Genomic DNA, 25395 nt, shown 5'->3' with positions numbered 1-25395 from the left:
GCCCATGCGTGCACAGCGCATCAGGGCGGCGGGGCCGGGCAGGTTGAGGGCGAGGCTGAGGACGCGGGCGTTGCGCATGGGCTGGGGCAGGGCGGTTGTCATGGGCTCAGGGTTGTCTCGGTGTTGTGGTTATGAATGAAAGGTGCGGCGCTGGAACTTCGCGGGTCGCGCGGGCTCACTCCCAGCGTTATACATAATTTGTTACGCTCCCCGACCCATGCAACGCAGAACCTCTTTGGCCGCCCTCACAGGCCTGGCCGCCTTTCCGGGAGCTTTCATGACCACGTCCCTGAGCAGCGCCGCCACGGCCCCTTTGCTGCAGGCGCTCAAGCCCTCGCCCCGCATGCCGGTGATGTTTGTGGGCCATGGCAGCCCCATGAACGCCATCGAGGACAACGCCTGGCGCCGCAGTTGGCAGGCCATGGGCGCGGAGCTGATGGCGCGCGCGGTGCAGCCGCAGCTCATCCTGTGTGTGTCGGCCCACTGGCTCACGCGCGGTGGCTGGCAGCTGACGGGCATGGCCAACCCCAAAACCATTCACGACTTTGGCGGCTTTCCCAAGGCGCTGTTTGACCAGCAGTACCCCGTGCCGGGAGCCCCGGCGGTAGCGCGCAGCCTGGCCAAGGAGCTGAAATCTCCTGCCACTGGTGCCGCATTAGGCGTGGACGAGGGCGAATGGGGGCTGGACCATGGCACCTGGTCGGTGCTCAAGCCCATGTTCCCCCAGGCGCGCATCCCGGTGATGCAGCTCAGCATGGACTACAGCCGCGCCCCGGCCGAGCACTATGCGCTGGGCCAGCAGCTCAAGGCCCTGCGCGAGCGGGGCGTGCTCATTGTGGGCAGCGGCAACATCGTGCACAACCTGCGGCTCACCCGCCGGGGGACGGCCGCCAATGAGGCATACGACTGGGCCGCCGAGTTCGACACCGTGGTGCAGGCGCAGATCAAGAAAGGCCAGCTGGGGGCCTTGCAGGACTTCCAGAAGCTGGGCGCCGTGGCCCAGCAGGCGCACCCCACGCACGAACACTACCTGCCGCTGCTGTACGCCGCCGGTGCGGTGGAGTCCAGCGAGATGCCGCGCTTTTTCAACACCGGCTACCAGTCGGCGTCGATCTCGATGCGGTCGGTGCTGTGGGGGTAACGGGCTGCGTCGGCGCGGCCTTCATTAATTTGCTCTTATATTGATAGCCGCCAATGCTTATCCATCAGGCGGAAGAGGCCAAAAAAGGCTAGAAACTTTCAGGCAACCCGCCGGTAGTGGTCAACATCGGCTCGATCGTCAGCCATGGCCAGCGCTCCCGGTAACTGTCTGCCTTGGCCTGGAACAGCGGCAGATGGGGGCAGGCCGGGTTGGGGCGCATCAGCCCGGCATACAACTCCGCAAGGCCGTAGGGGGCGTACAGCAACGGCGGGGTTTGTGGTGTGTTGCCAGGCTGCAGACCCACGCAGGTGCAGGGCACCAGAAAACGCTCGATCCCGTGGCGGGCCGATTGCAGCGGCGCATACGGGTAGCCAAACCAGCGCTCGTACCAGAGGTGCACGCGGGCCTGGTTCTTGGCTTCGACGGTGATGGGCAGGTCGGCGAAGAGGGCGGTGACTTGGGCTTGCACCTGCTGCTCTGCCGATTCGGACAAGTCGTTGCCGTCGAAGTAGAACAGGTCGTAGTCCTTGATGTGCGCCGTGGGCGTCAGGCCAGATCGCAGGTTCCACACCGTCTGGAACAAACAGCCCGCCACCAGCCACGCATCGGGCAGGCCCAGAAACGGCAAACGCTCCAGAAGGGCCGCGTTGTGCGGGTTCTGGAGCGTTTCGCTCACGAAGCGGCGCGCGAGCGCCGCTTCCTCATCGTGCTCAGACAACCTTTGCAATGGCCTGGCAGACGTAGTCAATGTTCTTGCTGTTAAGCGCGGCCACGCACATGCGGCCGGTGTCGGTGCCGTACACGCCGAACTCGTTGCGCAGGCGCACCATCTGGTCCTTGGACAGGCCGGAATAGCTGAACATGCCGATCTGGGTGGTGATGAAGCTCATGTCCTGCTTCACGCCGGCGGCCTTCAGGCCGTCCACCAGCTTCTGGCGCATGGCCTTGATGCGCACGCGCATTTCGGCCAGCTCTTGTTCCCACATCGCGCGCAGCTCGGGGTTGTTCAGCACGGCGGCCACCACTGCGCCACCGTGGATGGGTGGGTTGGAGTAGTTGGTGCGGATCACGATCTTGAGCTGGCTCAGCACGCGGCCGGCTTCTTCCTTGTCGGCGCACAGCACCGACAGGCCACCCACGCGTTCGCCGTACAGGCTGAAGCTCTTGGAGAACGAGGTGGAGACGAAGAAGTTCAGGCCAGCGGCCACAAACTTGCCGATCACGGCGCCGTCTTCGGCGATGCCGTGGCCGAAGCCCTGGTAGGCCATGTCGAGGAAGGGGGTCAGGCCCTTGGCCTTGACGGCGGCGATCACCTGGTCCCACTGCGCGGGGGTGATGTCGTAGCCGGTGGGGTTGTGGCAGCAGGCGTGCAGCACGACGATGGTGCCGGGGGCGGCAGCGTTCAGGCTGGCCAGGAAACCTTCGAAGTTCACGCCGCGCTTTTCGGCGTCGTAGTACGCGTAGGTATCGACTTCAAAACCGGCGTTGGTGAACAGCGCGCGGTGGTTTTCCCAGCTGGGGTCGGAGATCAGTACCTTGGCATTGGGGCTGACCTTTTTCAGGAAGTCGGCACCGATCTTCAGGCCGCCGGTGCCGCCGATGGCCTGCACGGTGGCCACGCGGCCGGACTTCACGGGTTCGCTGTCGGCACCGAACACCAGGCTCTTGACGGCGTTGTCATAAGCCACGATGCCGTCGATGGGCAGGTAGCCACGGGCCGTGGGGGTGGACATCATGGTCTTTTCTGCGGCCTGCACGCATTGCAGCAGTGGCAGCTTGCCGTTGTCGTCGAAATAAACGCCGACGCCCAGGTTGACCTTGTTGGGGTTGGTGTCGGCGTTGAATTGCTCGTTGAGGCCCAGGATGGGGTCGCGGGGGGCCATTTCGACGGCGGTGAACAGAGACATGAAAATCCTTGAAAGGTTGTCAGTAGCGAAGAATCCGGGCGTGGTGTACTGTGCCGGGTTCCGCCGATTTTAACGGGCGGCCTGCCCCACCCGTTGACCACGCCCATGCCAGATATCACCGAAGTCATAACTGAAAAGCAAGACGGCGAGTTCGTCCATTTCCCCGACTCTCCCTTTGAGCTGTTCCAGCCGTACCCCCCGGCGGGCGACCAGCCCGAGGCCATTGCCAAGCTGGTGGAGGGCCTGCACGACGGGGAGACTTTTCAGACCCTGCTGGGCGTGACAGGCTCGGGCAAGACCTTCACCATGGCCAACGTGATCGCGCGCATGGGCCGCCCGGCCATCATCTTTGCGCCCAACAAGACGCTGGCTGCGCAGCTCTACAGCGAATTCCGCGAGTTCTTCCCCAAGAACGCCGTGGAGTACTTCGTGAGCTACTACGACTACTACCAGCCCGAGGCCTACGTGCCGCAGCGCGACCTGTTCATCGAGAAGGACAGCGCGATCAACGAACACATCGAGCAGATGCGCCTCTCGTGCACCAAGAGCCTGATGGAGCGCAAGGACGTGGTGATCGTGGCCACCGTCTCTGCCATCTACGGCATTGGCGAGCCCGAGAGCTACCACCGCATGGTGATGACGCTGCGCGTCGGCGACAAGGCTGGGCAGCGTGATGTGATTGCCCAGTTGATCCGCATGCAGTACCAGCGCAACGAGGCGGACTTTTCGCGCGGCAAGTTCCGCGTGCGGGGCGACACGATTGACGTGTTTCCGGCCGAGCATTCCGAGCTGGCGATCCGCATCGAGCTGTTCGACGACGAGGTGGAAAGCCTGCAGCTGTTCGACCCGCTCACGGGGCGCATCAAGCAGAAGATCCCGCGTTTTACCGTCTACCCCAGCAGCCACTACGTGACGCCACGCGACAAGGTGCTGGCCGCCGTCGAGACCATCAAGCTGGAACTGGCCGAGCGCCTGCAGCAACTGGTGGCCGACGGCAAGCTGGTGGAAGCCCAGCGCCTGGAGCAGCGCACGCGCTTTGATCTGGAGATGCTCAGCGAAGTAGGACACTGCAAGGGCATCGAGAACTACACGCGCCACCTGTCGGGCGCTGCGCCGGGGGACCCGCCCAGCACACTCACCGACTACATGCCCCGCGATGCGCTGATGTTTCTGGACGAAAGCCACCAGATGATCGGGCAGCTGAGCGCCATGTACAACGGCGACCGCGCGCGCAAGACCACGTTGGTGGAGTACGGCTTTCGCCTGCCTTCTGCGCTGGACAATCGGCCGCTCAAGTTCGAGGAGTTCGAGCAGCGAATGCGCCAGGTGATTTTTGTCACTGCCACGCCTGCGGACTATGAGCGGACTCATTCCGGCCAGATCGTGGACCAGGTGGTGCGCCCCACCGGCCTGGTGGACCCGGTGGTGGAGGTGCGCCCTGCCACCCACCAGGTGGACGATGTGCTGCAGGAGATCCGCATCCGGGTGGAGAAAGAGGAGCGTGTGCTCATCACCACGCTGACCAAGCGCATGGCCGAACAATTGACCGACTACCTGACAGACAACGGCGTGAAGGTGCGCTACCTGCACAGCGACGTGGACACCGTGGAGCGCGTGGAGATCATCCGCGATCTGCGCCTGGGGGCGTTTGACGTGCTGGTGGGCATCAACCTGCTGCGCGAGGGGCTGGACATCCCCGAGGTGTCGCTGGTGGCGATCCTGGACGCCGACAAGGAAGGCTTCCTGCGCGCCGAGCGCAGCCTGATCCAGACCATTGGCCGTGCGGCGCGCAACCTCAATGGCAAGGCCATCCTGTATGCCGACCGCATCACCGATTCCATGAAAAAAGCCATGGGTGAGACGGAACGCCGCCGCATCAAGCAGATCGCACACAACGAGGCGCACGGCATTACACCGCGCAGCATTGTCAAGCGGGTAAGAGACCTGATTGACGGGGTTTACAGCGAAAAAGCGGGCAAGGACGCCGAGCGGCTGGAGCAGGAGGCCCTGCAGCGCGCCAAGGTCGAGGACATGTCCGAGAAAGATGTGGCGCGCGAGATCAAGCGGCTGGAAAAGCTCATGCTGGAACACGCGCGCAACCTGGAGTTCGAGCAGGCGGCCCGTGTGCGCGACCAGCTCTCGCGGCTCAAGGACCAGGCGTTTGGCGCACATGGAGGCGATTCGGTGGCCTTGTGACCGGAGAGGTGAAGGGTCAAAAATACAATTCAGGCCAAATTGCGACCTGTTGGTTTTTTATCCCGACAAATTCAATAGGGATTTGTGTTATACTCGCGTAAAACACTCAAGAACAAAGCCCAACGATGAAGGGCTCCGCGCAGAACGCTGTGTGGAGTAAGGGGCGGAGACGGTGCCCGTGCTGACCACCACCCAGCGCAGGCAGTTTCTTTAACGAACGAGCCTCAGCACAAGGAGCTTGCAATGCGTCTCACCACCAAAGGCCGTTTTGCGGTCACTGCCATGATTGACTTGGCACTGCGTCAGAACAACGGCCCCGTCACCTTGGCTGCGATCAGCCAGCGCCAGCAGATTTCGCTGTCCTACCTCGAACAGCTTTTTGGCAAGCTGCGCCGCCATGAACTGGTGGAATCCACCCGTGGCCCCGGTGGCGGCTACACCTTGGCCCGCAAGGCGGGTGACATCACGGTGGCCGACATCATTGTGTCGGTGGACGAGCCGATTGACGCCACGCAGTGTGGTGGCAAGGAAAACTGCCTGGGCGAAGCCGGCCGCTGCATGACGCACGAGCTGTGGGCATCGCTCAACCAGCGCATGGTGGAGTTCCTGGACTCCGTGACCCTGCAAAAACTGGTGGACGAACAACTCGCCAAGGGCGTTCAGATCGAAGACAAGCCGGTGGTGCGCCGTGCCATCTCGACGACGCCCGTGGTCAAGCCCATTCGTGTCAATGCCCCCAACTCGGTGTTTGCACTGGGCAACGTTTTCGCGAAGTCCTGACACCTGCAGAGTCCGCGCCGGCCCTTGGGGTCGGCACCGCCCTGAACGCGTTTTTCTGAACACCGACCTTTTCTCGTAAATCTGCCAGCCAGACACTCTTACTGAGCCAGCCATGGACATGACCCCGCACTTCCCCATCTATCTCGACTATGGCGCCACGACCCCGGTGGACCCCCGTGTGGTGGACACCATGATCCCCTGGCTGCGTGAGCATTTTGGCAACGCGGCATCGCGCAGCCATGCCTGGGGCTGGGAGGCTGAGGAGGCCGTTGAGAAGGCCCGCGTGCAGGTGGCCGATCTGATTGGTGCTGACCCCCGCGAAATCGTCTGGACCAGCGGCGCGACCGAGTCCATCAACCTGGCCTTGAAGGGCGCTGCCCAGTTTTACAAGGGCAAGGGCAAGCATCTCATCACGCTCAAGACCGAGCACAAGGCCGTGCTGGACACCATGCGCGAGCTGGAGCGCCAGGGTTTTGAAGCCACTTACCTCGATGTTCAGGAAGACGGTCTGGTCAACATGGACGCGCTCAAGGCCGCGATCCGCCCCGACACCATCCTGGTGAGCATCCTGTTCGTGAACAACGAAATCGGCGTGATCCAGGACATCCCTGCCATCGGCGCACTGTGCCGTGAAAAGGGCATCCTGCTGCACGTGGATGCGGCCCAGGCCACGGGCCGCGTTGCCATCGACATGGCCACCTTGCCCGTTGATCTGATGAGCATGACGGCCCACAAGACCTATGGCCCCAAGGGCGTGGGTGCACTGTATGTGCGCCGCAAGCCCCGCGTGCGTCTGGAAGCACAGATGCACGGTGGCGGCCACGAGCGCGGCATGCGCTCCGGCACGCTGCCCACGCACCAGATCGTGGGCATGGGCGAGGCCTTCCGCATCGCCAAGGAAGAAATGGCCGAGTCCAACGCCAAGGCCCACGCGCTGCAGCAGCGCCTGCTCAATGGCTTGAAGGACATCGAGCAGGTGTTCATCAACGGCAGCATGGAACGCCGCGTGCCGCAGAATCTGAACATGAGCTTCAACTACGTCGAAGGCGAGTCGCTCATCATGGGGATCAAGGGCCTGGCGGTGTCGTCGGGTTCGGCCTGCACCTCGGCAAGCCTGGAGCCCAGCTATGTGCTGCGCGCCCTGGGCCGCAGCGATGAGCTGGCACACAGCAGCCTGCGCATGACCATCGGCCGTTTTACGACCGAAGAGGAGATCGACTATGCGATCTCTACCATCCGCGAGAACGTGGCCCGCCTGCGCGAACTGAGCCCGCTGTGGGAGATGTACAAGGACGGCATCGACATCAGCACCATCCAATGGGCTGCGCACTGAATCCCGAAGATTTTTGAAGCATTGAAGAGGTACACATCATGGCTTACTCAGAAAAAGTGGTTGACCATTACGAAAACCCCCGCAACGTGGGTTCCTTCGACAAGGGTGACGATTCGGTGGGCACTGGCATGGTGGGCGCGCCCGCCTGCGGCGACGTGATGAAGCTGCAGATCAAGGTGAACCCCGCCACGGGCGTGATCGAAGATGCGCGTTTCAAGACCTATGGCTGCGGCTCGGCCATTGCCTCGTCGTCGCTGGTGACTGAGTGGGTCAAGGGCAAGACGCTGGACGAAGCGGCAGCGCTCAAGAACAGCGAAATCGCCGAAGAACTGGCCTTGCCGCCCGTGAAGGTGCACTGCTCCATCCTGGCCGAAGACGCCATCAAGGCTGCCGTGCTCGACTACAAGACCAAGCACGCGGCCACTGCCACCACCGCTGCCTGATCCACCGAGAGCGATATGGCCATCACGCTGACAGAAGCCGCTGCACGGCACGTCAATCGCTATCTTGCCCGCCGTGGCAAGGGCCTGGGCGTGCGCCTGGGAGTCAAGACGACCGGTTGCTCTGGGCTTGCCTACAAGCTGGAGTATGTGGACGACAGCGAGCCCGAGGACATCGTGTTTGAAAACCACGGCGTCAAGGTGCTGATCGACCCCAAGAGCCTGGCCTACATCGACGGCACCGAGCTGGACTTTGTGCGCGAGGGCTTGAACGAAGGCTTCAAGTTCAACAACCCCAACGAGCGTGACCGCTGCGGTTGTGGGGAGAGCTTCCGCGTCTGAGAAGGTGTGAACGCTCGCCAGCCCGCTGCGCTGCACCGTGAAACCGCCAACGCGCTTTGTGCTGGCGGTTTTTTCTTGCACTTTTTGCTTCGCCCCTTCTGCGCATGAACCTGCAATCTGACGACTTTGAACTGTTTGGCCTCGAACGCCGCTTTGCCCAGGAGCGCAGCGCCATCGACGCGCGCTGGAAAGAGCTGCAGCGCGAAGCCCATCCCGACAAGTTTGCGGCGCAGGGCGCAGCGGCACAGCGTGTGGCCATGCAATGGTCCGTGCGCATCAACGAGGCCTACCAGCGCCTGAAAGACCCGATGCGCCGCGCGTCCTACCTGTGCGAGCTGCACGGCGCACCCATCAACGCCGAAGACAACACGGCCATGCCGGCGGCCTTCCTCATGCAGCAGATGGAGTGGCGCGAGGCGCTGGAAGAGGCTCGTGCCGAGAGCGAACTCGATGCGCTGGATGACGGTGTCAGCCAGGCACGCCGTGACGCGCTGGCGCATTGCGGGCAGCTCATCGATCAGCAGCAGGACTACGCGGGCGCGGCCCGCCAGGTCAGAGCCCTCATGTTCATTGCGCGATTTGCCGACGACATTGAACGTCGCCGAGAGCAACTGGGACAATAGAGCGGTTTTTGCTTCCCCCAGGGCCTCCGTTGGAATGACGGCAGGCCCCACTACGTTGAGACCCAAAATTTCATGGCGCTTCTGCAGATTTCCGAACCCGGCCAGTCCCCCGACCCGCACCAGCGGCGCATTGCCGTAGGTATCGACCTGGGCACCACCCACTCTCTGGTGGCTGCCGTGCGCAATGGTGTGTCCGAATGCCTGCCCGACGCGCAGGGCAGGGTGCTGCTGCCATCTGTGGTGCGGTATCTGGAGAACGGCGGGCGCCAGATCGGTTACGACGCCGTGGCCGCTCAGGCCCAGGATGCGCGCAACACCATCGCCTCGGCCAAGCGCTTCATGGGCCGGGGCCTGAACGACGTGGCAGAGGCGGGCAAGCTGCCTTACGACTTTGTTCCCGCCAACGACGCGGGTGCAGGGGGCATGGTCAGCCTGGCAACGGTGGATGGCAACAAGTCGCCCGTTGAAGTCAGTGCCGAGATCCTGGCCACGCTGCGCTACCGCGCCGAAGACACCTTCAACGACGACCTGTATGGCGCGGTCATCACCGTGCCTGCCTACTTTGACGATGCCCAGCGCCAGGCCACCAAGGATGCAGCCAAGCTCGCAGGCATCCACCTGCTGCGCCTGATCAACGAACCCACGGCGGCGGCGATTGCCTACGGCCTCGACAATGCCAGCGAAGGTGTCTACGCCGTGTACGACCTCGGGGGCGGCACCTTTGATATCTCCATCCTGCGCTTGACCCAGGGTGTGTTCGAAGTGATTGCCACCGGTGGCGATTCGGCCCTGGGGGGCGATGACTACGATGCCGCACTGGCCGACTGGGTGCTGCAGCAACTGGGGCTGGAGGCCGTCACCGCCGCCGATAAAACGGCCGTGCGCATGGCGGCCCGCGCCTGCAAGGAGGCGTTGACTACTACTGATTTGGTAGCATTCAAGGCAATACTGTCGAGCGGTGAAGCCCATTTTGACGTAAAAAGATCAGACTTCGAAGCCGTGACCGCCGAGCTGACGGCGCGCTCCATGGCCGCTGTGCGCCGCGCGCTGCGCGACGCCCACCTCGCGCGTGACGAGGTGCAGGGCGTGGTGATGGTGGGAGGCTCCACCCGCATGCCGCAAGTGCAACGCGCGGTGGCCGAATTTTTTGGCAAAGAGCCTCTGACCAACCTGAACCCTGATGAAGTGGTGGCCCTGGGCGCTGCCATCCAGGCCAACCAGCTCGCGGGCAACAACACGGCGGGCGACCTGCTGCTGCTGGATGTGATCCCGCTGTCACTGGGCATCGAAACCATGGGAGGGCTGGTCGAGCGCATCGTGGCGCGCAACGAGACCATCCCCACCGCCAAGGCGCAGGACTTCACCACCTACAAAGACGGGCAGACGGCGCTCGCGGTGCATGTGGTGCAGGGCGAACGCGACCTGGTGCAGGACTGCCGCAGCCTCGCGCGTTTTGAGCTGCGTGGCATTCCGCCCATGGCCGCAGGTGCTGCGCGCATCCGCGTGACCTTCACCGTCGATGCCGATGGCCTGCTGAGCGTGAGCGCGAAGGAGCAGGGCAGCGGTGTGGAGGCGCGCATCGATGTGAAGCCGTCGTATGGCCTGTCGGATGAAGAGATCGCGCGCATGCTGCAGGAGGGCTTTGCCACGGCGGCGCAGGACATGAAGGCCCGTGCCATGGTCGAGGCCCGTGTGGACGCCGACCGCATGCTGCTTGCCACCCAGAGCGCGCTGGACGCCGATGGCGATGTGCTGAGCCTGCAAGAGCGCTCCGCTATCGATGCACTGATGGTGGCCCTGCGCCACCAGCGCGACGCCGACGATGCGGCTGTGATCGAAGCCGCCACCGACGCCCTGGCCAAGGGTACCGAAGCCTTTGCGGCCCAGCGCATGAACCGGGGCATCCAGCAGGCGCTGGCCGGCAAGAACGTGCAGACCCTCTGACACAGCCGAACGCATCTCCTCGAACAAAAACAAGACCATCCCATGCCCGTCATCAAGATCCTTCCGCACCCTGAATACTGCCCCGCAGGTACTGAAATCACGGCCCCTGCAGGCACGTCGATCTGCGAGGCCCTGCTGGACAACCACATCAACATCGAGCACGCCTGCGACATGAGCTGCGCCTGCACCACCTGCCACGTGATCGTGCGCCAGGGGCTGAATTCGCTCAACGAGGCGGAGGAGGAGGAGGAAGACCTGCTCGACCGTGCCTGGGGTCTGGAGCCGCAATCGCGCCTGTCCTGCCAGGCGATCCTGGCGCAGCAGGACCTGGTGGTGGAGATTCCCAAGTACACGATCAACCACGCCAAGGAAAACCATTGAAATGACACGGCAGATCGTTCTCGACACCGAAACCACCGGCCTCTCGGCCGAGGGCGGGGACCGCATCATCGAGCTGGGCTGCGTGGAGCTGCTCAACCGCAAGCTCACGGGCAACAACCTGCACCTGTACTTCAATCCGGGCCGCGACAGCCACGAAGACGCGCTGAAGGTGCACGGCATCAGCAACGAGTTCCTGAAGGACAAGCCCAAGTTTGCCGAGGTGGTGGACGACATCCTGCAGTACCTGCAAGGGGCCGAGATCATCATCCACAACGCGGCGTTTGACGTGGGCTTTCTGAACAAGGAGCTGGAGCTGGTGGGCCGCCCCGCGTTCCGCACCTATGTGGAGAGCGTGACCGACACGCTGGCCATGGCCAAGGAGATGTACCCGGGCAAGCGCAATTCGCTCGACGCCCTGTGTGACCGCCTGGGCGTGGACAACTCGGGCCGCACGCTGCATGGCGCCTTGCTGGACGCCGAGCTGCTGGCCGATGTCTACATCAACCTCACGCGCGGGCAGGACGCACTGCTCATGGTCGACGATGCCCAGGAGGGTGCCGACGGCGTGAAGGTGGCGGCCATCGATTTGCGTGGCCTGGTGCTGCCGGTGCTGCGTGCCAGCGAGCAGGAGCAGGCGGCGCATGCCGAGGTGCTCACCCAGATCGACAAGGCCAGCGGAGGCAAAACAATTTGGCGAACTTCTCAACAAGCCTGAAAAGCTGTGCCATAATCTAAGGCTTGTCACAGCGACACGGGTGATTAGCTCAGCGGTAGAGCACTGCCTTCACACGGCAGGGGTCACATGTTCGATCCATGTATCACCCACCACGCTTTAGACAGACTTTCGCGCTATCTTGCTCCAAGGTGGTTGCGACGGGTGATTAGCTCAGCGGTAGAGCACTGCCTTCACACGGCAGGGGTCACATGTTCGATCCATGTATCACCCACCACGCTTTAGACAGACTTTCGCGCTATCTTGCTCCAAGGTGGTTGCGACGGGTGATTAGCTCAGCGGTAGAGCACTGCCTTCACACGGCAGGGGTCACATGTTCGATCCATGTATCACCCACCAATCCCAAACCCCTGCAGATTTCTGGTCTGCAGGGGTTTTTTATTGCCTGCATGCATGCGGGTGCCACTTGGCTGGCGCGCCTTGCCATGCCGCTACAGTGTTGGGCTTGATGGATTGCAGCGGCGTGTGCCCGCTGCGCTTTTCCCCCACTGCTTGCTGGCACCAATCCGATGATCACTTTCCACAATCCCCTGCACCAGGGGCATGCTCCCGTCCATGAGTTCTTCCGAGGGGAGCGGGTGCCCTGTTTCGAGAAGCCTGCACGGGTGGACTACGTGGAAGAGGCCCTGCGTGCGCGCGGCCACAGCATGCTGGCCCCGGACGTGGACAGCAGCCCCGTGCTGGCCCAGGTGCATGCACCGCGCTACCTCGGCTTTTTGCAGACCGCCTGGCAGCAGTGGCTGGCGCTGGACCCGGTTGCCAATGCAACGGTTCAGCCCTTTCCCTCCGTCTGGCCGGTGCGCACACTGCGCAGCGATGTCGAGCCAGACAACTTCGTGGCCCGGCTGGGGCTGTACTCCATAGACAACGGCACGCCCATGGCTGCAGGCACCTGGGCAGCAGCCAAGGCCGGGGCTGATGCTGCAGCGAGCGCGGCTGCACGCGTGGCAAAGGGTGACCGCGCCGCCTTTTGCTGCACGCGACCGCCCGGCCACCATGCAGGCCCCGACTTCATGGGCGGCTACTGCTTCCTGAACAACGCCGCCGTGGCAGCACAAGCATTGCGCAACCAGGGCGCCCGGCGCGTGGCCTTGCTGGATGTGGACTACCACCATGGCAACGGTACACAAAGCATCTTCTACGCCCGCGACGATGTGCTTTTCGTCAGCCTCCATGGCGACCCGCGCACCGAGTACCCGTTCTACCTGGGCCATGCGGACGAAGTGGGGGAGGGCAAGGGAACTGGCTACAACCTGAACCTGCCGCTGCCAGCAGGCACCAGCGCTGCCACCTGGTTCGAAGCCCTGGAGCAGGCCTGTACGCGCATCGGAGGCTACCAGGCCGATGCACTGGTGATCTCGCTGGGCCTCGATGCCTTCGAGGGCGACCCGATCTCCCGCTTCGCGCTGGCATCCGCCGACTTCACTCGACTGGGCGAGCGCCTGGCCCGCCTGGGGCTGCCCACCGTGTTTGTGCTGGAGGGTGGGTATGCCGCCGCTGAGCTGGGGACCAACGCCGTCAATGTGCTGGATGGGTTTGAGCAGGCATAACACCAGCCTGGGGGAGAAGGGCTGGTTTGCAGCGGAAGGAGCGAGCGAATGACCGATACGGTGGATTGTGTGGTGGTGGGCGCTGGTGTGGTGGGTCTGGCCGTGGCCCGCGCGCTGGCCTTGCAGGGGCGCGAGGTGATGGTGCTGGAGGCGACCGATGCCATTGGCACAGGCATCAGCTCGCGCAACAGCGAAGTGATCCATGCCGGGCTGTACTACCCCACCGGTTCGCTCAAGGCGCAACTGTGTGTGCGGGGCAAGGAGCTGCTCTACGCCTATTGCGCCGAACGCGGGGTGCCGCACCGGCGCTGCGGCAAGCTGCTGGTGGCCACCTCGGCCGCGCAACTGGCCAGCGTGGAGTCTATCCAGGCGCGTGCGCGGGCCAATGGCGTGCTCGACCTGCAGTGGCTCAGCCGTGACGAGGCCCTGGCGCTGGAGCCCGCGCTGGAATGTGTGGGCGCGTTGTACTCACCCAGCACGGGCATCGTGGACAGCCATGCGCTGATGCTGGCCCTGCAGGGCGACCTGGAGAACGCGGGCGGACTTGTGGCGTTTAATTCGCCTCTTGCGCGCGCCCAGTGTGCGGAAGATGCTATTGTTTTGGAAGCATCTGATGGCACGCGCCTGCAGGCACGCGCGGTGGTGAACGCGGCGGGCCTGTACGCACCGGTCCTGGCTGCCCGTTTTGTGGGGTTGGGCCCTGCCCATGTGCCTACGGCCCACTTTGCCAAGGGCAGCTATTTCACATTGACCGGTAAAGCACCCTTCAGCCATCTGATCTACCCGGTGCCCGAGGCCGCAGGTCTGGGGGTGCACCTTACGCTCGACCTGGGCGGCCAAGCCAAGTTCGGGCCGGATGTGCAGTGGGTCACATCGGCCGACGACCTGCTGGTGGACCCAACGCGGGGCGATGCCTTCTACGCGGAGGTGCGCAAGTACTGGCCCGGTCTGCGGGATGGTGCACTGGCCCCGGGGTATGCAGGCATCCGCCCCAAGATCCACGGTGCGAGCCAGCCTGCGGCCGATTTTGTGATCCAGGGGCCTGCGGTCCATGGCGTGCCCGGACTGGTCAACCTGTTTGGCATCGAATCGCCCGGTTTGACCAGTTCCCTGGCCATTGCGGAGCATGTGGCCGCGCTGGTTTGAAGGTTGATCTGGGGCAAATTCGTTGCAATCGGTAACCTCTTGCGTCCCCGTCCTACGAGGGGTCTCTGGGCGGGTGGCTAAGATGGCCCGAGGTCCCTGTTCTAGGGTTTTCCAAACCGCTTGTTGATTGAAAGAAAGGCTGCTTGTATGACTGCTTCCGACACCACCACCACCCAAGGCGAACTGGAAAAACTGGTTTCCGACCTGCGTGGCCTGCTGGCCAACAAGGACCTGGACACGGTGCCAGAGATCAAGCTGCTGCGCCAGCGCCTGGACGATGGCATGCACAACGTGCGCGAATCTGCGGTGCGTGCCGCACAGGATGCCGCCCGCCAGGCCAAGGAGGCAGCCATTGCGGCCGACCGTTATGCCCATGATGAACCCTGGCGTGTGGCAGGCGCTGCACTGGCTGTGGGGGCCCTGGTCGGTTTCCTGCTGGCGCGCCGCTGAGCGCCGCGCCATGCGCACGCTGACCATGGCGGGCCCTGAGGGCCTTCCCGCATGAACTGGCTGTCGCTTCTGGGCCTGGAGGGCCTGGCGGCGCGCTGGCGCGCCAACGTGATCGAGGGGGCCATTGCGGTGGAAGACCGTGTGGACCTGGCCCGCCTGGAGTGGGCCGATCTGAAGCAGCGGGTTCAGCAACTGCTGGTGCTGACCATTGTGGTCACCGGGCTTACGGTGGTGGCGCTGATCATGCTGTCGATCGCCGTGCTGGTGCACTTCTGGGACACGCCGCAGCGCACCCTGGTTGCTTGGCTGGTGGCGGGCGTCTGGACGCTGGGGTGGGTAGCCGCCCTGGTGGCGCTGGTGTCGGTGGCACAGCGCGCAGGCAATGGTTTTGCATTGACGCGCAGTGAGCTGGCCCAGGACTGGCGAGACATCAAGGAGCGTCTGTGAGTACCCCGTCTACCTCTTCCCGGCCCGTCGCGCCTGAGCAAGGCGGACCTGCGCTGCCCAGGCCCACGGCCCAGCAGCAGCGCATCCTGGACCGCATCGCCCTGCAGCGCGAACGGCTGCGCGCGCGCCGTGCTGCGCGGGCCCAGGCCCAGGCCTTGACAGAGAGCCAGCGTGCCGCCGCAGGGGGCGCGGAGGACTCGTTCGCATTGCGCGCCGCAGGCTTTGCCCGCGAGCACCCCTTGGCCGTGGCGGCCATCGCGGGTGTGGCTGTGGTGGCCGGGCCACGGCGGTTGATCCGCTGGGCGGGTGTCCTGCTGCCCATGCTGCTGCGCCTGCGGCGATAAGCACTTGGCCGCGCCAGGCCCGTCCCATGAAAAGAGCCACTGCACAGTGGCTCTTTTTTTGAGCCAAGGGAAAAGCAAATCCCTTGGAACGGCCTCAGCCCATGGCCTTGATGGCCTTGGCCGCCTTGACCACCAGGGCGGGCCCTTCATAGATCAGGCCGGTGTAGATCTGCACCACATCGGCGCCTGCGCGGACCTTGCTCACAGCGTCTTCGGCGCTCATCACTCCGCCCACGCCAATGATGGGAAAGCGGCTGCCCAGTGCGGCACGCAGTTGCCGGATAACCTGATTGCTGGCTTCCAGCACCGGGGCGCCGCTGAGCCCGCCGGTTTCTTCGCTGTGGCGCATGCCTTGCACGACTGCACGGCTGATGGTGGTGTTGGTGGCGATCACGCCGTCCATGCCATGGCGCTGCAGTGTCGCGGCAATCACCGCTACCTGGGCTTCATCCAGGTCGGGGGCAATTTTCACGAACACGGGCACGCGCCTGGCGTGTTGGGTTGCCAGTGCTTCGCGGCGCTCGGCGATGGCGGAGAGCAGGGCATCCAGCGCCGCATCGCTTTGCAGCGCACGCAGATTTTGCGTGTTGGGCGAGCTGATGTTGACCGTCACGTAGTCCGCGTGCGGATACACCCCTTCCAGGCAAGTGAGGTAGTCGCTGGTGGCGTTCTCGATGGGGGTGGTGGCGTTCTTGCCGATGTTCAGGCCCAGCAGCATGGGGTTGCGGCGGTTTTGCTTGCGAAACTGCGCCTGCTGCACGTTGCGCAAAAAGGCCTCCAGCCCTTCGTTGTTGAAGCCCAGGCGATTGATGAGGGCGCGGGCCTCGGGCAGTCGGAACATGCGTGGCTTGGGGTTGCCTGGCTGGGCCTTGGGGGTGACGGTGCCCACCTCCACAAAACCAAACCCCATGGCGCCCAGTGCGTCGATGCAGCGTGCGTTCTTGTCCAGACCCGCCGCCATGCCCACCCGGTTGGGAAAGGTCAGGCCCGCCAGCGTGATGGGGTCGTCCACTGTTTCGTTGCACCAGGCCCACTGCAGCGGCGTGCGTTGCCCGCGTGCCAGCATGTCCATGGTGAGTTCGTGGGCGGCTTCGGCGTCCATGCCAAAGAGAAAGGGGCGGGTGAGGGCGTAGGGGATCAGGGACATGGGGGGATAATTCAGGATTACCCCCGATTTTCTCCCATGACGACGATGAATCCCCTGACCCAAGACGAACTCAAGACCCTGGTTGGCCAAGCCGCGCTGCAATACGTGGTGCCCGGCGAGATTGTGGGGGTGGGCACAGGCTCCACGGTCAACAAGTTCATCGATGCGCTGGCAGGCATGAAGGACCAGATCAAGGGCGCGGTGTCCAGCTCCGTGGCAAGTACCGAGCGCCTGAAGGCGCTGGGCATTGCGGTGTTCGACGCCAACGAAGTGGAGTCGCTCTCCGTCTACATCGATGGCGCCGACGAGATCGATGGCCAGGGCCACATGGTCAAGGGCGGCGGTGCGGCGCTGACGCGCGAGAAGATCGTGGCCGCCCTGGCCGCGCGGTTTGTCTGTATCGCCGATGAGTCCAAGCTGGTCCAGGCGCTGGGGCAATTCCCCTTGCCTGTCGAGGTGATCCCCATGGCGGCCAACCACATTGCGCGCCGTTTCCAAGCCATGGGCGGCCAGGCCAGCCTGCGGCTCAAGGATGGCCAGCCGCTGGTGACCGACAACGGTCAGCACATCCTGGATGTCAAGGGCCTGTCTATCACCGACCCGCTGGCGTTCGAGTCACAAATCAACCAGTGGCCGGGCGTGGTGACCGTGGGGGTGTTTGCCCACCAGAAAGCCACGGTGTGCCTGCTGGGGACGGCCCAGGGGGTCAAGACGCTGGACTATTCCCGCTGAAGTGGCCCGTCGCCAGGCGGAGCCCTCGGGGCACAGTGCCCGTGATGGCATCACAGAGTTCTAAAAAAGAAGGGGTCCCACGGGACCCCTTCTTTATTATGTGACTGGCGTTGCGGCGCGCGGGTGCCTGTCAGAAGCGGATGCCCGCCGGGTTGCTGGGCGTTGGGCCTTCAGCAGGACGGGCCGCAGGCGCAGGGCGTGAAGGGGTGGGGGCCTTAGGCTTCTCTTCGCTAGGCACTGCTTCCACGGCCTTGACTGCCACCAGCGGCGTGGCTGCGGGAGGGCGGTAGCTGGACGGCAGCTGCGACTGCTTGGGATAGCCCGCCGCGTCCAGGTACTGCGTCCATTCCGCGTCCGAGAACCCGACCAGCTGCTGGCCCCCAATGCTGCCAAAGGGCAGGCTGGTCGATCCGCTCAGGCGCTGCAGGGCCGCTGCGTCTTCGCTGGTGGTCACCGTGCGTTCGGTGAACGGCACACCCCGCGCCACCAAGGCGTTGCGCAGGCCCGTGCAAGGGGCGCAATCATTGCCGGTGTAAATCGTGACCGGGAACCGTGTGGCGATCTGCCGCAGTTCGTAGGGCAGGCTGGCATTGCCACTGGCGGCGGCTGGCGCCGCACCCGTGGTGCGTGCAGCTTGGGCCGGTGCATCGGCGGGCGGGCGGTCGGAGAAGGTCACCTTGCCGTCGGGCCCGACGATGCGATACACGCCTTGCGCCTGGGCACTGGCGCCAGCCAAGGTCATCAGCAACGTGGCCAACAGGGGGGCCAACAAGGGCTTGTGCATGGTTGTTCTCCTTATTCCAGTTCGTTGTGGCTGCACTGCGGGATCGTGCGGGCCTGTGCTTTCCATGGGCTCAGGCGGTCAGTTCTTCCGCCATGCCCTGGTGGCGCAACAGGGCGTCCAGGCTGGGTTCGCGGCCCCGGAAGGCCTTGAAGGACTCCATGGCGGGGCGGCTACCGCCCGCTTCCAGAATCGCTTCGCGGTAGCGGCGTCCGGTTTCAGCGCTGGGCAGCCCGTCGTTGCCTGTCGTTTCTTCAAACGCTGCATAAGCATCGGCGCTGAGCACCTCGGCCCACTTGTAGCTGTAGTAACCGGCGGCGTAGCCACCCGCAAAGATGTGGCTGAAGGTGTGGGCCGTGCGGCTGAAGGCTGGCGGCTGCAGCACGGCCACTTCCTGGCGTACCTGGGTCAGCAGCGGCATGAAGTCTTGGGCCGGGTCGTGTTCGGTGTGCAGCAGCATGTCGAACAGCGCAAACTCGATCTGGCGCAGCGTGGCCATGCCACTCTGGAAGTTCTTGGCCGCGATCATTTTGTCGAACAGGGCGCGGGGCAGGGGTTCGCCCGTATCCACATGGGCGGTCATGTGCTTGAGCACGTCCCATTCCCAGCAGAAGTTCTCCATGAACTGGCTGGGCAGCTCCACCGCATCCCATTCCACGCCGCCGATGCCGGAGACATCGCGCTCGTTCACCTGCGTGAGCATGTGGTGCAGGCCATGGCCGAATTCGTGGAACAGCGTGATCACGTCGTCGTGCGTGAGCAGGGGCGGTTTGCCGTCCACGCCATCTGCAAAATTGCAGACCAGGTGGGCCACGGGCATCTGCAGCACGCCGGTGTCCGGGCGCTGCCAGCGGGTGCGGACATCGTCCATCCAGGCGCCGCCGCGTTTGCCGGTGCGGGCGGGCTGGTCCAGGTAGAACTGGCCGACCAGGGCACCGTTGCGCTCGATGCGGTAGAACTCGACCGCCGGGTGCCACGTTGGGGCCGAGTCGCGGCGGATCGACACTTCGAACAGTGTCTCGATGATCTTGAACAGTCCCGCCAGCACCTTGGGCGCGGTGAAGTATTCCTTGAGCTCCTGCTCGCTGAATGCGTAGCGGGCTTCCTTGAGTTTTTCAGAGATGTAGGGCCAGTCCCAGGCCTGTGGATCATTCAAACCCAGGTGCTCGGCGGCAAAGGCGCGCAGGTCGGCCACATCCTTCTCGGCATATGGGCGGGCGCGGCGGGCCAGGTCGCGCAGGAAGCGGATCACCTCGGCGGGCGACTGTGCCATCTTGGGCACCACGGACACTTCGCCGAAGTTGGCGTAGCCCAGCAACTGGGCTTCTTCGCGGCGCAGCGCCAGGATCTCGCCAATGAGTGCGGAGTTGTCAAATTTGCGGCCGTCGCCTTCGGCCTGCTCAGAGGCACGGGTGACATAGGCGCGGTAGAGCTTGGCGCGCAGGTCGCTGCGCGCGGCAAACTGCATTACCGGCAGGTAGCAGGGCATCTTGAGCGTGAGCTTGTAGCCTGATTTGCCTTCGGCCTGCGCCGCAACCAGGGCGGCCTGCTGTACGTCAGAAGGGATGCCCTCCAGCTCTTCTGCGGTGGCGTAGTAGGCGTATGCGTCGGTCGCGTCCAGCGCGTTTTCGCTGAACTTCTGGCTCAGCTCGGCCTGGCGTTCCTGGATCTGAGCGAAGCGTTCCTTGGCGGCACCGGTCAGCTCGGCGCCGGAGAGAACAAAGTTGCGCACGGCATTCGAATGGGCCTGGCGCTGCTCGGGCGTGAGGCTGGCGGGATCGATGGCCTTGTACTTGGCGTACAGGCGTTCGTCGGCGCCCAGGCGGGTCCAGAACTCGGTGACACGGGGCAGGGCGGCGTTGTAGGCGGCCCGCAGCTCGGGCGTGTCGGCCACGCTGTTAAGGTGGCTCACGGCGCCCCAGGAGCGCCCCAGCTGCTCGGTGGCCACATCCAGCACCTTGGCAATGGCGTCCCAGCGGGCCGGAAAATCCGGGGCGGTGACCGTCTCCAGCGCCTGGTTGGCGCGCTCCAGCAGCACATCCATCGCCGGGGCGACGTCCTGCGGCGTGATGCGGTCGAACAGGGGGAGGTCGGAGAAGTCGAGAAGGGCGTTGCTCATGCGAAATTAGATGGCGCCAGGTGGCACAGGTTCAAGTTGCAAAGCGGCCGATGCCGACCTCGGGGGCACTGTGCGGCGAGCTCAGTGCGCAGCGGTGCGCTCGGCGGCTTCGATGGTGTTGACCAGCAGCATGGTAATGGTCATGGGGCCAACCCCGCCAGGCACGGGGGTGATCCAGCCCGCCACTTCCTTGACACCGTCAAAGTCCACGTCGCCGCAGAGTTTGCCTTCGTCGTTGCGGTTCATGCCCACGTCGATCACCACGGCGCCGGGCTTGACCATGTCGGCTGTGAGCACATTGCGCTTGCCCACCGCGGCCACGACCACGTCGGCCTGCAGCGTCTGGGCCTTCAGGTCCTGTGTGGCGCTGTGGCAGATGGTGACGGTGGCGTTCTGGCCCAGCAGCATGAGCGCCATGGGCTTGCCCACGATGTTGCTGCGGCCGATGACCACGGCGTGTTTGCCCTTGAGGTTGTAGCCGATGCTCTCCAGCATCTTCATGCAGCCGTAGGGCGTGCAGGGCCAGAAGCCGGGCATGCCGGTCATCAGCGCGCCCGCGCTGGCAATGTGGAAGCCGTCCACGTCCTTGGCAGGCGAGATGGCTTCGATCACCTTTTGCGCATCAATGTGTTTGGGCAAGGGCAGCTGCACCAGGATGCCGTGGATGGCCGGGTCATTGTTGAGTGCTTCGACACGGGCCAGCAGTGCGGCCTCGGTCATGTCGGCGTCGTACTTTTCGAGGACCGAGTGCAGGCCGCTGTCTTCGCAGGCCTTGACCTTGTTGCGCACGTAGACCTGGCTGGCCGGGTTGTCGCCCACCAGCACCACGGCCAACCCGGGCGTGACGCCCCGGGTTTTCAGGGCCGCCGCGCGCTGCGCCACGTCGGCGCGCAGTTGGCGGGAGAGGGCGTTGCCATCGATGAGCTGTGCTGTCATATCAAAAAATACTGGTCAAAAATGCCATCTGCGCGCACTGGATAAGCGCAAGAAGCTATAAAAAAGTGAGTAAATATCAGCCCTTGGGTGCGTTCTGGCCCAGGGCGATTTTGAGCAGGTCGGCCACGGTGTTGGCGTTGAGCTTTTCCATGATGTTGGCGCGGTGTGCCTCCACCGTCTTGATGCTGATGCCCAGGTCATCAGCGATCTGTTTGTTCAGGCGGCCGGCAACGATGCGTTCGAGCACCTGGGCTTCGCGGCTGGTGAGCTTGGAGAGCAAGGCGTCACGGCTGGCGGCCTGCTGGTAGCCAGCGAAGCTCTCGCGGGCGTGGTCCAGCATGCGTTCGACCAGGCCGACCAGTTCTTCTTCGTCAAAAGGCTTCTGGATGAAGTCCAGCGCGCCTTTCTTCATGGTGTTCACGGCCATGGGCACGTCGCCGTGGCCGGTGATGAAGACGATGGGCAGGGGTGACTTGCGCTCGATCAGGCGGTCCTGCAGCTCCAGGCCTGTCATGCCACCCATGCGGATGTCCACGATCAGGCACGCCACTTCGCGCGGGTCGTAGCGGGAGAGAAAGGTCTCGGCCGAATCAAAGCAACGTACGCGGTAGTCCTTGCCTTCCAGCAGCCACTGCAGGGAATCGCGGACGGCCTCGTCGTCGTCTACAACGTAAACAGTGCCTTTTTTCGGAATCAAGCTCATGCAACAGTCCTTGGGGTTTGTACGTTTGCTACAGAATTTGTAGTGCCATCAGCAGGCTTGGCAAGCGGCAGCCAGAAGGAGAACCTGCAGCCGATGACCTCCGGGCCATTGTAGAGGTTCTCCGCCTGCATCCGGCCCTGGTGCGACTCGACGATGCTGCGGCACAAATTGAGGCCCATGCCCATGCCTTCGGCCTTGGTGGAGAAGAAGGCTTCGAACAGCCGTTCGAGCACTTCGGGTGCCAGGCCCTTGCCGGTGTCCTGCACCGAAAACTCCACCACCTGGCGGTCGTCGATCTGCTTGGGCACCACGCGCAGCTCCACGCTGCGGCCCGCAGCGGGGCGATTGGCGTGCTGGATGGCTTCGGCGCCGTTCTTCATCAGGTTGACCAGCACCTGTTCGATCAGGATGGTGTCGGCCATCACGGGCGGGAGGCGGGCGGCCACATAGTGGGTCAGGCGCACGTTGTGGCGGCGCAGCTCGATGTCGGCCAGTTCCACGGCCTCGTTCACCATGGAGTGCACGTCGGCCAGCGCCCGGTTGGGCTCGCTCTTTTTCACGAAGGACCGGATGCGCTGGATGATCTGGCCTGCACGCTGGGCCTGGTGGGCCGTTTTCTGCAGGGCGGTGAGCAGGGCTTCTTCGGTCAGCTGGCCGCTCTGGATGCGCGAGACCATGCCGCTGCAGTAGTTGTTGATGGCGGTGAGCGGCTGGTTCAGCTCGTGCGCCACGCTCGATGCCATCTCTCCCATGGTGATGAGGCGGCTCACCGACTGGGCGCGCTCGGCCTGGCGTTCGGCCTGCTCCTCGGCCAGGCGGCGGGGGGTGATGTCGGTGGCGATCACCATCTGCGCCAGACGGCCGTCCACCCAGTTCAGGTAGCGCGAGCGCACTTCCAGCCATTTGCCCAGGTCGGGCAGGTAGATTTCGGCGTTCTCGGTGCGGGCGCTGGTCAGCGGGTCGGTGGGCAGGCCCATCAGGCCGTCTTCATCGTCCATGCCGCTGTGCTCTTTGCCCGCCACGGGCACCACGCCCGCCTGTGCCACCAGTTGCAGGTGCCCACCGGTTTGTGAGCCGAACCACTGGCGGTAGAGCTTGTTGGCAAACAGCAGCTCCTCGCTGCCCAGCGGTGCCACAGACACCGACGCATCCAGCGATTCCAGCACGATGGTGAAGCGCTCGTGCGAGGCCGAGAGCTGCTCGCGGATGCGGTTGGGCTCGGTGATGTCGGTCATCGAGGTCATCCAGCCGGTCTGGTGGCCGTGGGCGTCGATCAGCGGCGACACATACAGCCGCGCGTCGAACAGCGTGCCGCTCTTGCGTTTGACGCGCACCTGAAAGCCTCCCGCCATGGTGTTGCCGCGCAGCTCGTCGCGCAGCTTGGCCTGCAGGGTCTCGTGGTCGGCCTCGGGCCAGTAGGGGAAGGGCGCTTTCAGGCCGACCAGCTCCTCTGCGCTCCAGCCCGTCATCTGGCAGAAGGCGGCGTTCACGTAGCTGATGCGGCCTTCCATGTCCAGGGCGCGCATCCCGGTAAGGATGGAGTTTTCCATCGCGCGGCGGAAGTTGGTTTCGGCCACCAGCGCCTCTTGTGCCTGCATCCGGCGCCGGGTGTGGCGCCAGGTGGCAATCAGCATCCAGGCTGTCATCGCACTGAGGGTGCCCACCAGCCAGAACAGGCCGCTGCCCACCACGCCGAGTGACGTGCGGTAGGCCTGCGCGCGCAGCACCAGGCCGTTGCCGACCGGCGAGACGGGGATCTCGTATTCGTTGGCCTTGGGTGTCCAGGGCAGCAACTGCGTGGCCTTGTTGCGTGGCCCGAGCGGCGTGCCCGCCAGCACCTGGTTCTTGCTGTCGAGCAGCGTCACCGCGTAGCGCGCCAGCACCTCGGTAGGGGTGCCGTAGCGCAGCAAGCTGTCGATGGAGTACTCGCCCAGCACCACGCCGCTGAACTTGCCCTGGTTGTTGAGCGGCACCTGCAGCTGCAGCAGCGGGGTGGCGTCGCCCGAGGTGGCGGCAGGCTGCGCATACACGGGCTGCTGCAGGTCGCGCGCCAGGCCAAAGGTGTCGGCCGTGTCGCCGGGCTTGAGCACCTCGCCCGCAATGCGCAGCTCGCTGCTGGCCAGGGTGGGAGCGGCATGGCTGGCGCGGATGCGGCGGCGGTCGTCGATCCAGGTGATGGCCTGCAGCTCGGGGTACTGGCTGATCAGCGCTTCGGCGCGGACTACGAATTCAGCGCGGCCCAGGTCCTGGTTGGACAGGTCGCGTGCAATGCGCATGAGCTGTTCCTGGCGCTCCAGCAGGCGCAGGCGCACGCGCTGCTGGGCGTATTCCACATCGCGCCGCAGGGCTTCCTGCTCGCGCTCGGCCTCTTCGGCCCGCAGGTACCAGAAGGCCGCCACGATGGCCGCCAGAAACATCAGCACCGCCGCGAGGGGGGCAAGTGCCGCAAAACGGTCTTGGCGGGTGGGCGACAAGCCGCGCCACCACTTGCGCCACCAGCGTATCGGCGCAGCCACGGTCGGCACCGTGGGGGAGGGGGCAGGGGGCATCGAATCCATCCTGCAAGTGTAGGGGAGCCGTGTGTTGCATTCCTCCATTCAGTGTATGTGCGCCCGCAGCAAAATATTGCAATATGAAATGCATAGGCACCATTTGAAATTCTCAAAAAATGTGCGAAACTAGAGCCAACGTACTAAATTTGCTGCCACATCTACAGGAGACAAAGCATGTCAGCTCAGCCCGACCCTCAGGCCGGTTTCGGCATCGGCACGGACGCCGATCAACAGGAAACCCGTGAATGGATGGACGCGCTGTCCGCCGTGATCGACAAGGAGGGCCCTGAGCGCGCCCATTTCCTCCTGGAGCAGCTTCTTGAACACGCCCGCCAGAGCAGCATTGATTTGCCGTTCTCCGCCAATACGGGTTACGTCAACACCATCGAGCCCGAAAAAGAGGCGCACTGCCCCGGCAACATCGCCATCGAAAAGCGCCTGCGCGCCTACATGCGCTGGAACGCCATGGCGATGGTCGTGCGCGCCAACCGCCTGAACCCCGCCGACGGCGGCGACCTGGGTGGTCACATCGGTTCGTTCGCCTCGGTGGCCAGCATGTTTGGCGCCGGTTTCAACCATTTCTGGCATGCCGAGAGCGAAGGCCACGGCGGCGACCTGCTCTACATCCAGGGCCACAGCGCCCCCGGCATCTATGCCCGTGCCTACCT

Annotated in this window: 24 protein-coding genes, 3 tRNA genes and 2 pseudogenes; 20 read left to right on the top strand and 9 right to left on the bottom strand. The window is 64.2% G+C overall.

Annotation, left to right across the window (positions count from 1 at the left end):
- Positions 1-102, bottom strand: a pseudogene (locus tag AC07Z7_RS20745) (CoA transferase); the annotation flags it as partial.
- Positions 103-277: 175 nt separating this feature from the next.
- Between AC07Z7_RS20745 and ygiD the strand changes: the two are divergent.
- Positions 278-1141 carry a 4,5-DOPA-extradiol-dioxygenase gene (gene ygiD, locus AC07Z7_RS20740; protein ID WP_494767515.1) on the top strand — a complete coding sequence of 288 codons (864 nt, stop codon included), beginning with the start codon at positions 278-280 and terminating at the stop codon, positions 1139-1141.
- Positions 1142-1229: 88 nt separating this feature from the next.
- On the opposite strand, the gene AC07Z7_RS20735 is transcribed toward ygiD, so the two are convergent.
- Positions 1230-1859 (bottom strand): nucleotidyltransferase family protein, encoded by a 630-nt coding sequence (locus AC07Z7_RS20735; protein ID WP_494767514.1) that lies wholly within the window; start codon positions 1857-1859, stop codon positions 1230-1232.
- Entirely contained in the window at positions 1852-3048 is a 1197-nt protein-coding gene (locus AC07Z7_RS20730) for an amino acid aminotransferase (RefSeq protein WP_094286265.1), read from the bottom strand. The genes AC07Z7_RS20735 and AC07Z7_RS20730 overlap by 8 nt, the downstream gene beginning before the upstream one ends.
- A 105-nt stretch (positions 3049-3153) precedes the next feature.
- On the opposite strand from AC07Z7_RS20730, the gene uvrB reads away from it, so the two are divergent.
- The 17 genes from uvrB to AC07Z7_RS20645 all read left to right on the top strand — a co-directional run bounded on the left by uvrB (position 3154) and on the right by AC07Z7_RS20645 (position 15757).
- Positions 3154-5244: an excinuclease ABC subunit UvrB gene (uvrB, locus tag AC07Z7_RS20725; protein WP_094286331.1), complete on the top strand. Its 2091-nt coding sequence runs from the start codon at positions 3154-3156 to the stop codon at positions 5242-5244.
- A 243-nt stretch (positions 5245-5487) separates the two neighbouring features.
- Complete coding sequence (gene iscR, locus AC07Z7_RS20720; protein WP_015013980.1) at positions 5488-6024, top strand: Fe-S cluster assembly transcriptional regulator IscR; 537 nt, start codon at positions 5488-5490, stop codon at positions 6022-6024.
- Between the two features lie 112 nt (positions 6025-6136).
- Positions 6137-7357 carry an IscS subfamily cysteine desulfurase gene (locus tag AC07Z7_RS20715; RefSeq protein ID WP_494767513.1) on the top strand — a complete coding sequence of 407 codons (1221 nt, stop codon included), beginning with the start codon at positions 6137-6139 and terminating at the stop codon, positions 7355-7357.
- 38 nt (positions 7358-7395) lie between these two features.
- The gene (iscU, locus tag AC07Z7_RS20710) at positions 7396-7800 is read left to right on the top strand and encodes a Fe-S cluster assembly scaffold IscU (RefSeq protein ID WP_094286261.1); all 405 of its coding nucleotides are present in this window, start codon (positions 7396-7398) and stop codon (positions 7798-7800) included.
- A gap of 15 nt (positions 7801-7815) precedes the next feature.
- Complete coding sequence (gene iscA / locus AC07Z7_RS20705) at positions 7816-8139, top strand: iron-sulfur cluster assembly protein IscA (protein WP_063459049.1); 324 nt, start codon at positions 7816-7818, stop codon at positions 8137-8139.
- Positions 8140-8243: 104 nt separating this feature from the next.
- On the top strand, positions 8244-8762 hold the full coding sequence (gene hscB / locus AC07Z7_RS20700) for a Fe-S protein assembly co-chaperone HscB (RefSeq protein WP_494767512.1): 519 nt from the start codon (positions 8244-8246) through the stop codon (positions 8760-8762).
- A 72-nt stretch (positions 8763-8834) separates the two neighbouring features.
- Entirely contained in the window at positions 8835-10706 is a 1872-nt protein-coding gene (gene hscA / locus AC07Z7_RS20695; RefSeq protein ID WP_494767511.1) for a Fe-S protein assembly chaperone HscA, read from the top strand.
- A 42-nt stretch (positions 10707-10748) separates the two neighbouring features.
- On the top strand, positions 10749-11087 hold the full coding sequence (gene fdx, locus AC07Z7_RS20690) for an ISC system 2Fe-2S type ferredoxin (RefSeq protein WP_094286256.1): 339 nt from the start codon (positions 10749-10751) through the stop codon (positions 11085-11087).
- 1 nt (position 11088) lies between these two features.
- Complete coding sequence (gene dnaQ / locus AC07Z7_RS20685) at positions 11089-11802, top strand: DNA polymerase III subunit epsilon (protein ID WP_494767510.1); 714 nt, start codon at positions 11089-11091, stop codon at positions 11800-11802.
- 38 nt (positions 11803-11840) lie between these two features.
- Positions 11841-11915 (top strand) — tRNA-Val (locus AC07Z7_RS20680).
- A gap of 47 nt (positions 11916-11962) precedes the next feature.
- A tRNA-Val gene (locus AC07Z7_RS20675) sits at positions 11963-12037 on the top strand.
- Between the two features lie 47 nt (positions 12038-12084).
- Positions 12085-12159: transfer RNA gene (locus AC07Z7_RS20670), tRNA-Val, on the top strand.
- 170 nt (positions 12160-12329) lie between these two features.
- A complete protein-coding gene (locus tag AC07Z7_RS20665; protein WP_494767509.1) occupies positions 12330-13370 on the top strand; it encodes a histone deacetylase family protein in 1041 nt (346 codons plus the stop codon).
- A 48-nt stretch (positions 13371-13418) separates the two neighbouring features.
- On the top strand, positions 13419-14516 hold the full coding sequence (locus tag AC07Z7_RS20660) for an NAD(P)/FAD-dependent oxidoreductase (RefSeq protein WP_494767508.1): 1098 nt from the start codon (positions 13419-13421) through the stop codon (positions 14514-14516).
- A gap of 147 nt (positions 14517-14663) precedes the next feature.
- Positions 14664-14966, top strand: coding sequence for a DUF883 family protein (locus AC07Z7_RS20655; protein WP_094286245.1), 303 nt, complete (start codon positions 14664-14666; stop codon positions 14964-14966).
- Positions 14967-15017: 51 nt separating this feature from the next.
- Complete coding sequence (locus AC07Z7_RS20650) at positions 15018-15413, top strand: phage holin family protein (protein ID WP_094286243.1); 396 nt, start codon at positions 15018-15020, stop codon at positions 15411-15413.
- Positions 15410-15757 carry a hypothetical protein gene (locus AC07Z7_RS20645; RefSeq protein ID WP_252660104.1) on the top strand — a complete coding sequence of 116 codons (348 nt, stop codon included), beginning with the start codon at positions 15410-15412 and terminating at the stop codon, positions 15755-15757. Before AC07Z7_RS20650 ends, AC07Z7_RS20645 begins: the two co-directional genes overlap by 4 nt.
- A gap of 94 nt (positions 15758-15851) precedes the next feature.
- On the opposite strand, the gene AC07Z7_RS20640 is transcribed toward AC07Z7_RS20645, so the two are convergent.
- Complete coding sequence (locus tag AC07Z7_RS20640) at positions 15852-16904, bottom strand: quinone-dependent dihydroorotate dehydrogenase (RefSeq protein ID WP_494767507.1); 1053 nt, start codon at positions 16902-16904, stop codon at positions 15852-15854.
- A gap of 36 nt (positions 16905-16940) precedes the next feature.
- Here AC07Z7_RS20640 and rpiA point away from each other — a divergent pair, with 36 nt between their 5' ends.
- Positions 16941-17636, top strand: coding sequence for a ribose-5-phosphate isomerase RpiA (gene rpiA / locus AC07Z7_RS20635; protein WP_252660102.1), 696 nt, complete (start codon positions 16941-16943; stop codon positions 17634-17636).
- A gap of 130 nt (positions 17637-17766) precedes the next feature.
- Here rpiA and AC07Z7_RS20630 read toward each other — a convergent pair whose 3' ends face one another.
- The 5 genes from AC07Z7_RS20630 to AC07Z7_RS20610 form a co-directional block, all read right to left on the bottom strand.
- Complete coding sequence (locus tag AC07Z7_RS20630) at positions 17767-18420, bottom strand: glutaredoxin family protein (protein ID WP_494767506.1); 654 nt, start codon at positions 18418-18420, stop codon at positions 17767-17769.
- 70 nt (positions 18421-18490) lie between these two features.
- Positions 18491-20536, bottom strand: a complete 2046-nt coding sequence (locus tag AC07Z7_RS20625; protein ID WP_494767505.1) for a M3 family metallopeptidase — start codon at positions 20534-20536, stop codon at positions 18491-18493.
- Positions 20537-20617: 81 nt separating this feature from the next.
- Positions 20618-21472 carry a bifunctional methylenetetrahydrofolate dehydrogenase/methenyltetrahydrofolate cyclohydrolase FolD gene (gene folD, locus AC07Z7_RS20620; RefSeq protein ID WP_494767504.1) on the bottom strand — a complete coding sequence of 285 codons (855 nt, stop codon included), beginning with the start codon at positions 21470-21472 and terminating at the stop codon, positions 20618-20620.
- Between the two features lie 76 nt (positions 21473-21548).
- Positions 21549-22175: a response regulator transcription factor gene (locus tag AC07Z7_RS20615; RefSeq protein WP_015013997.1), complete on the bottom strand. Its 627-nt coding sequence runs from the start codon at positions 22173-22175 to the stop codon at positions 21549-21551.
- Positions 22172-24733: a PAS domain-containing sensor histidine kinase gene (locus AC07Z7_RS20610; protein WP_094286230.1), complete on the bottom strand. Its 2562-nt coding sequence runs from the start codon at positions 24731-24733 to the stop codon at positions 22172-22174. Before AC07Z7_RS20610 ends, AC07Z7_RS20615 begins: the two co-directional genes overlap by 4 nt.
- A 168-nt stretch (positions 24734-24901) precedes the next feature.
- On the opposite strand from AC07Z7_RS20610, the pseudogene aceE reads away from it, so the two are divergent.
- Positions 24902-25395: pseudogene (aceE, locus tag AC07Z7_RS20605) on the top strand (pyruvate dehydrogenase (acetyl-transferring), homodimeric type); the annotation flags it as partial.

The organism is Acidovorax sp. GW101-11A03 (genome assembly GCF_059424825.1).
Note: the sequence above shows the minus strand (reverse complement) of the source record. Positions and strands in the feature narration are given on the sequence as shown.

What these genes read in the sequence shown, in the direction of transcription:
- fdx (WP_094286256.1), top strand. Translation starts at nt 10,749, where the DNA reads ATGCCCGTCATCAAGATCCTTCCGCACCCTGAATACTGCCCCGCAGGT.
- AC07Z7_RS20630 (WP_494767506.1), bottom strand. Translation starts at nt 18,420, where the DNA reads ATGCACAAGCCCTTGTTGGCCCCCCTGTTGGCCACGTTGCTGATGACC.
- iscR (WP_015013980.1), top strand. Translation starts at nt 5,488, where the DNA reads ATGCGTCTCACCACCAAAGGCCGTTTTGCGGTCACTGCCATGATTGAC.
- AC07Z7_RS20625 (WP_494767505.1), bottom strand. Translation starts at nt 20,536, where the DNA reads ATGAGCAACGCCCTTCTCGACTTCTCCGACCTCCCCCTGTTCGACCGC.
- AC07Z7_RS20610 (WP_094286230.1), bottom strand. Translation starts at nt 24,733, where the DNA reads ATGGATTCGATGCCCCCTGCCCCCTCCCCCACGGTGCCGACCGTGGCT.
- rpiA (WP_252660102.1), top strand. Translation starts at nt 16,941, where the DNA reads ATGACGACGATGAATCCCCTGACCCAAGACGAACTCAAGACCCTGGTT.
- AC07Z7_RS20665 (WP_494767509.1), top strand. Translation starts at nt 12,330, where the DNA reads ATGATCACTTTCCACAATCCCCTGCACCAGGGGCATGCTCCCGTCCAT.
- iscU (WP_094286261.1), top strand. Translation starts at nt 7,396, where the DNA reads ATGGCTTACTCAGAAAAAGTGGTTGACCATTACGAAAACCCCCGCAAC.
- hscB (WP_494767512.1), top strand. Translation starts at nt 8,244, where the DNA reads ATGAACCTGCAATCTGACGACTTTGAACTGTTTGGCCTCGAACGCCGC.
- iscA (WP_063459049.1), top strand. Translation starts at nt 7,816, where the DNA reads ATGGCCATCACGCTGACAGAAGCCGCTGCACGGCACGTCAATCGCTAT.
- hscA (WP_494767511.1), top strand. Translation starts at nt 8,835, where the DNA reads ATGGCGCTTCTGCAGATTTCCGAACCCGGCCAGTCCCCCGACCCGCAC.
- uvrB (WP_094286331.1), top strand. Translation starts at nt 3,154, where the DNA reads ATGCCAGATATCACCGAAGTCATAACTGAAAAGCAAGACGGCGAGTTC.
- AC07Z7_RS20660 (WP_494767508.1), top strand. Translation starts at nt 13,419, where the DNA reads ATGACCGATACGGTGGATTGTGTGGTGGTGGGCGCTGGTGTGGTGGGT.
- AC07Z7_RS20715 (WP_494767513.1), top strand. Translation starts at nt 6,137, where the DNA reads ATGGACATGACCCCGCACTTCCCCATCTATCTCGACTATGGCGCCACG.
- folD (WP_494767504.1), bottom strand. Translation starts at nt 21,472, where the DNA reads ATGACAGCACAGCTCATCGATGGCAACGCCCTCTCCCGCCAACTGCGC.
- AC07Z7_RS20650 (WP_094286243.1), top strand. Translation starts at nt 15,018, where the DNA reads ATGAACTGGCTGTCGCTTCTGGGCCTGGAGGGCCTGGCGGCGCGCTGG.
- AC07Z7_RS20615 (WP_015013997.1), bottom strand. Translation starts at nt 22,175, where the DNA reads ATGAGCTTGATTCCGAAAAAAGGCACTGTTTACGTTGTAGACGACGAC.
- AC07Z7_RS20655 (WP_094286245.1), top strand. Translation starts at nt 14,664, where the DNA reads ATGACTGCTTCCGACACCACCACCACCCAAGGCGAACTGGAAAAACTG.
- dnaQ (WP_494767510.1), top strand. Translation starts at nt 11,089, where the DNA reads ATGACACGGCAGATCGTTCTCGACACCGAAACCACCGGCCTCTCGGCC.
- AC07Z7_RS20730 (WP_094286265.1), bottom strand. Translation starts at nt 3,048, where the DNA reads ATGTCTCTGTTCACCGCCGTCGAAATGGCCCCCCGCGACCCCATCCTG.
- ygiD (WP_494767515.1), top strand. Translation starts at nt 278, where the DNA reads ATGACCACGTCCCTGAGCAGCGCCGCCACGGCCCCTTTGCTGCAGGCG.
- AC07Z7_RS20640 (WP_494767507.1), bottom strand. Translation starts at nt 16,904, where the DNA reads ATGTCCCTGATCCCCTACGCCCTCACCCGCCCCTTTCTCTTTGGCATG.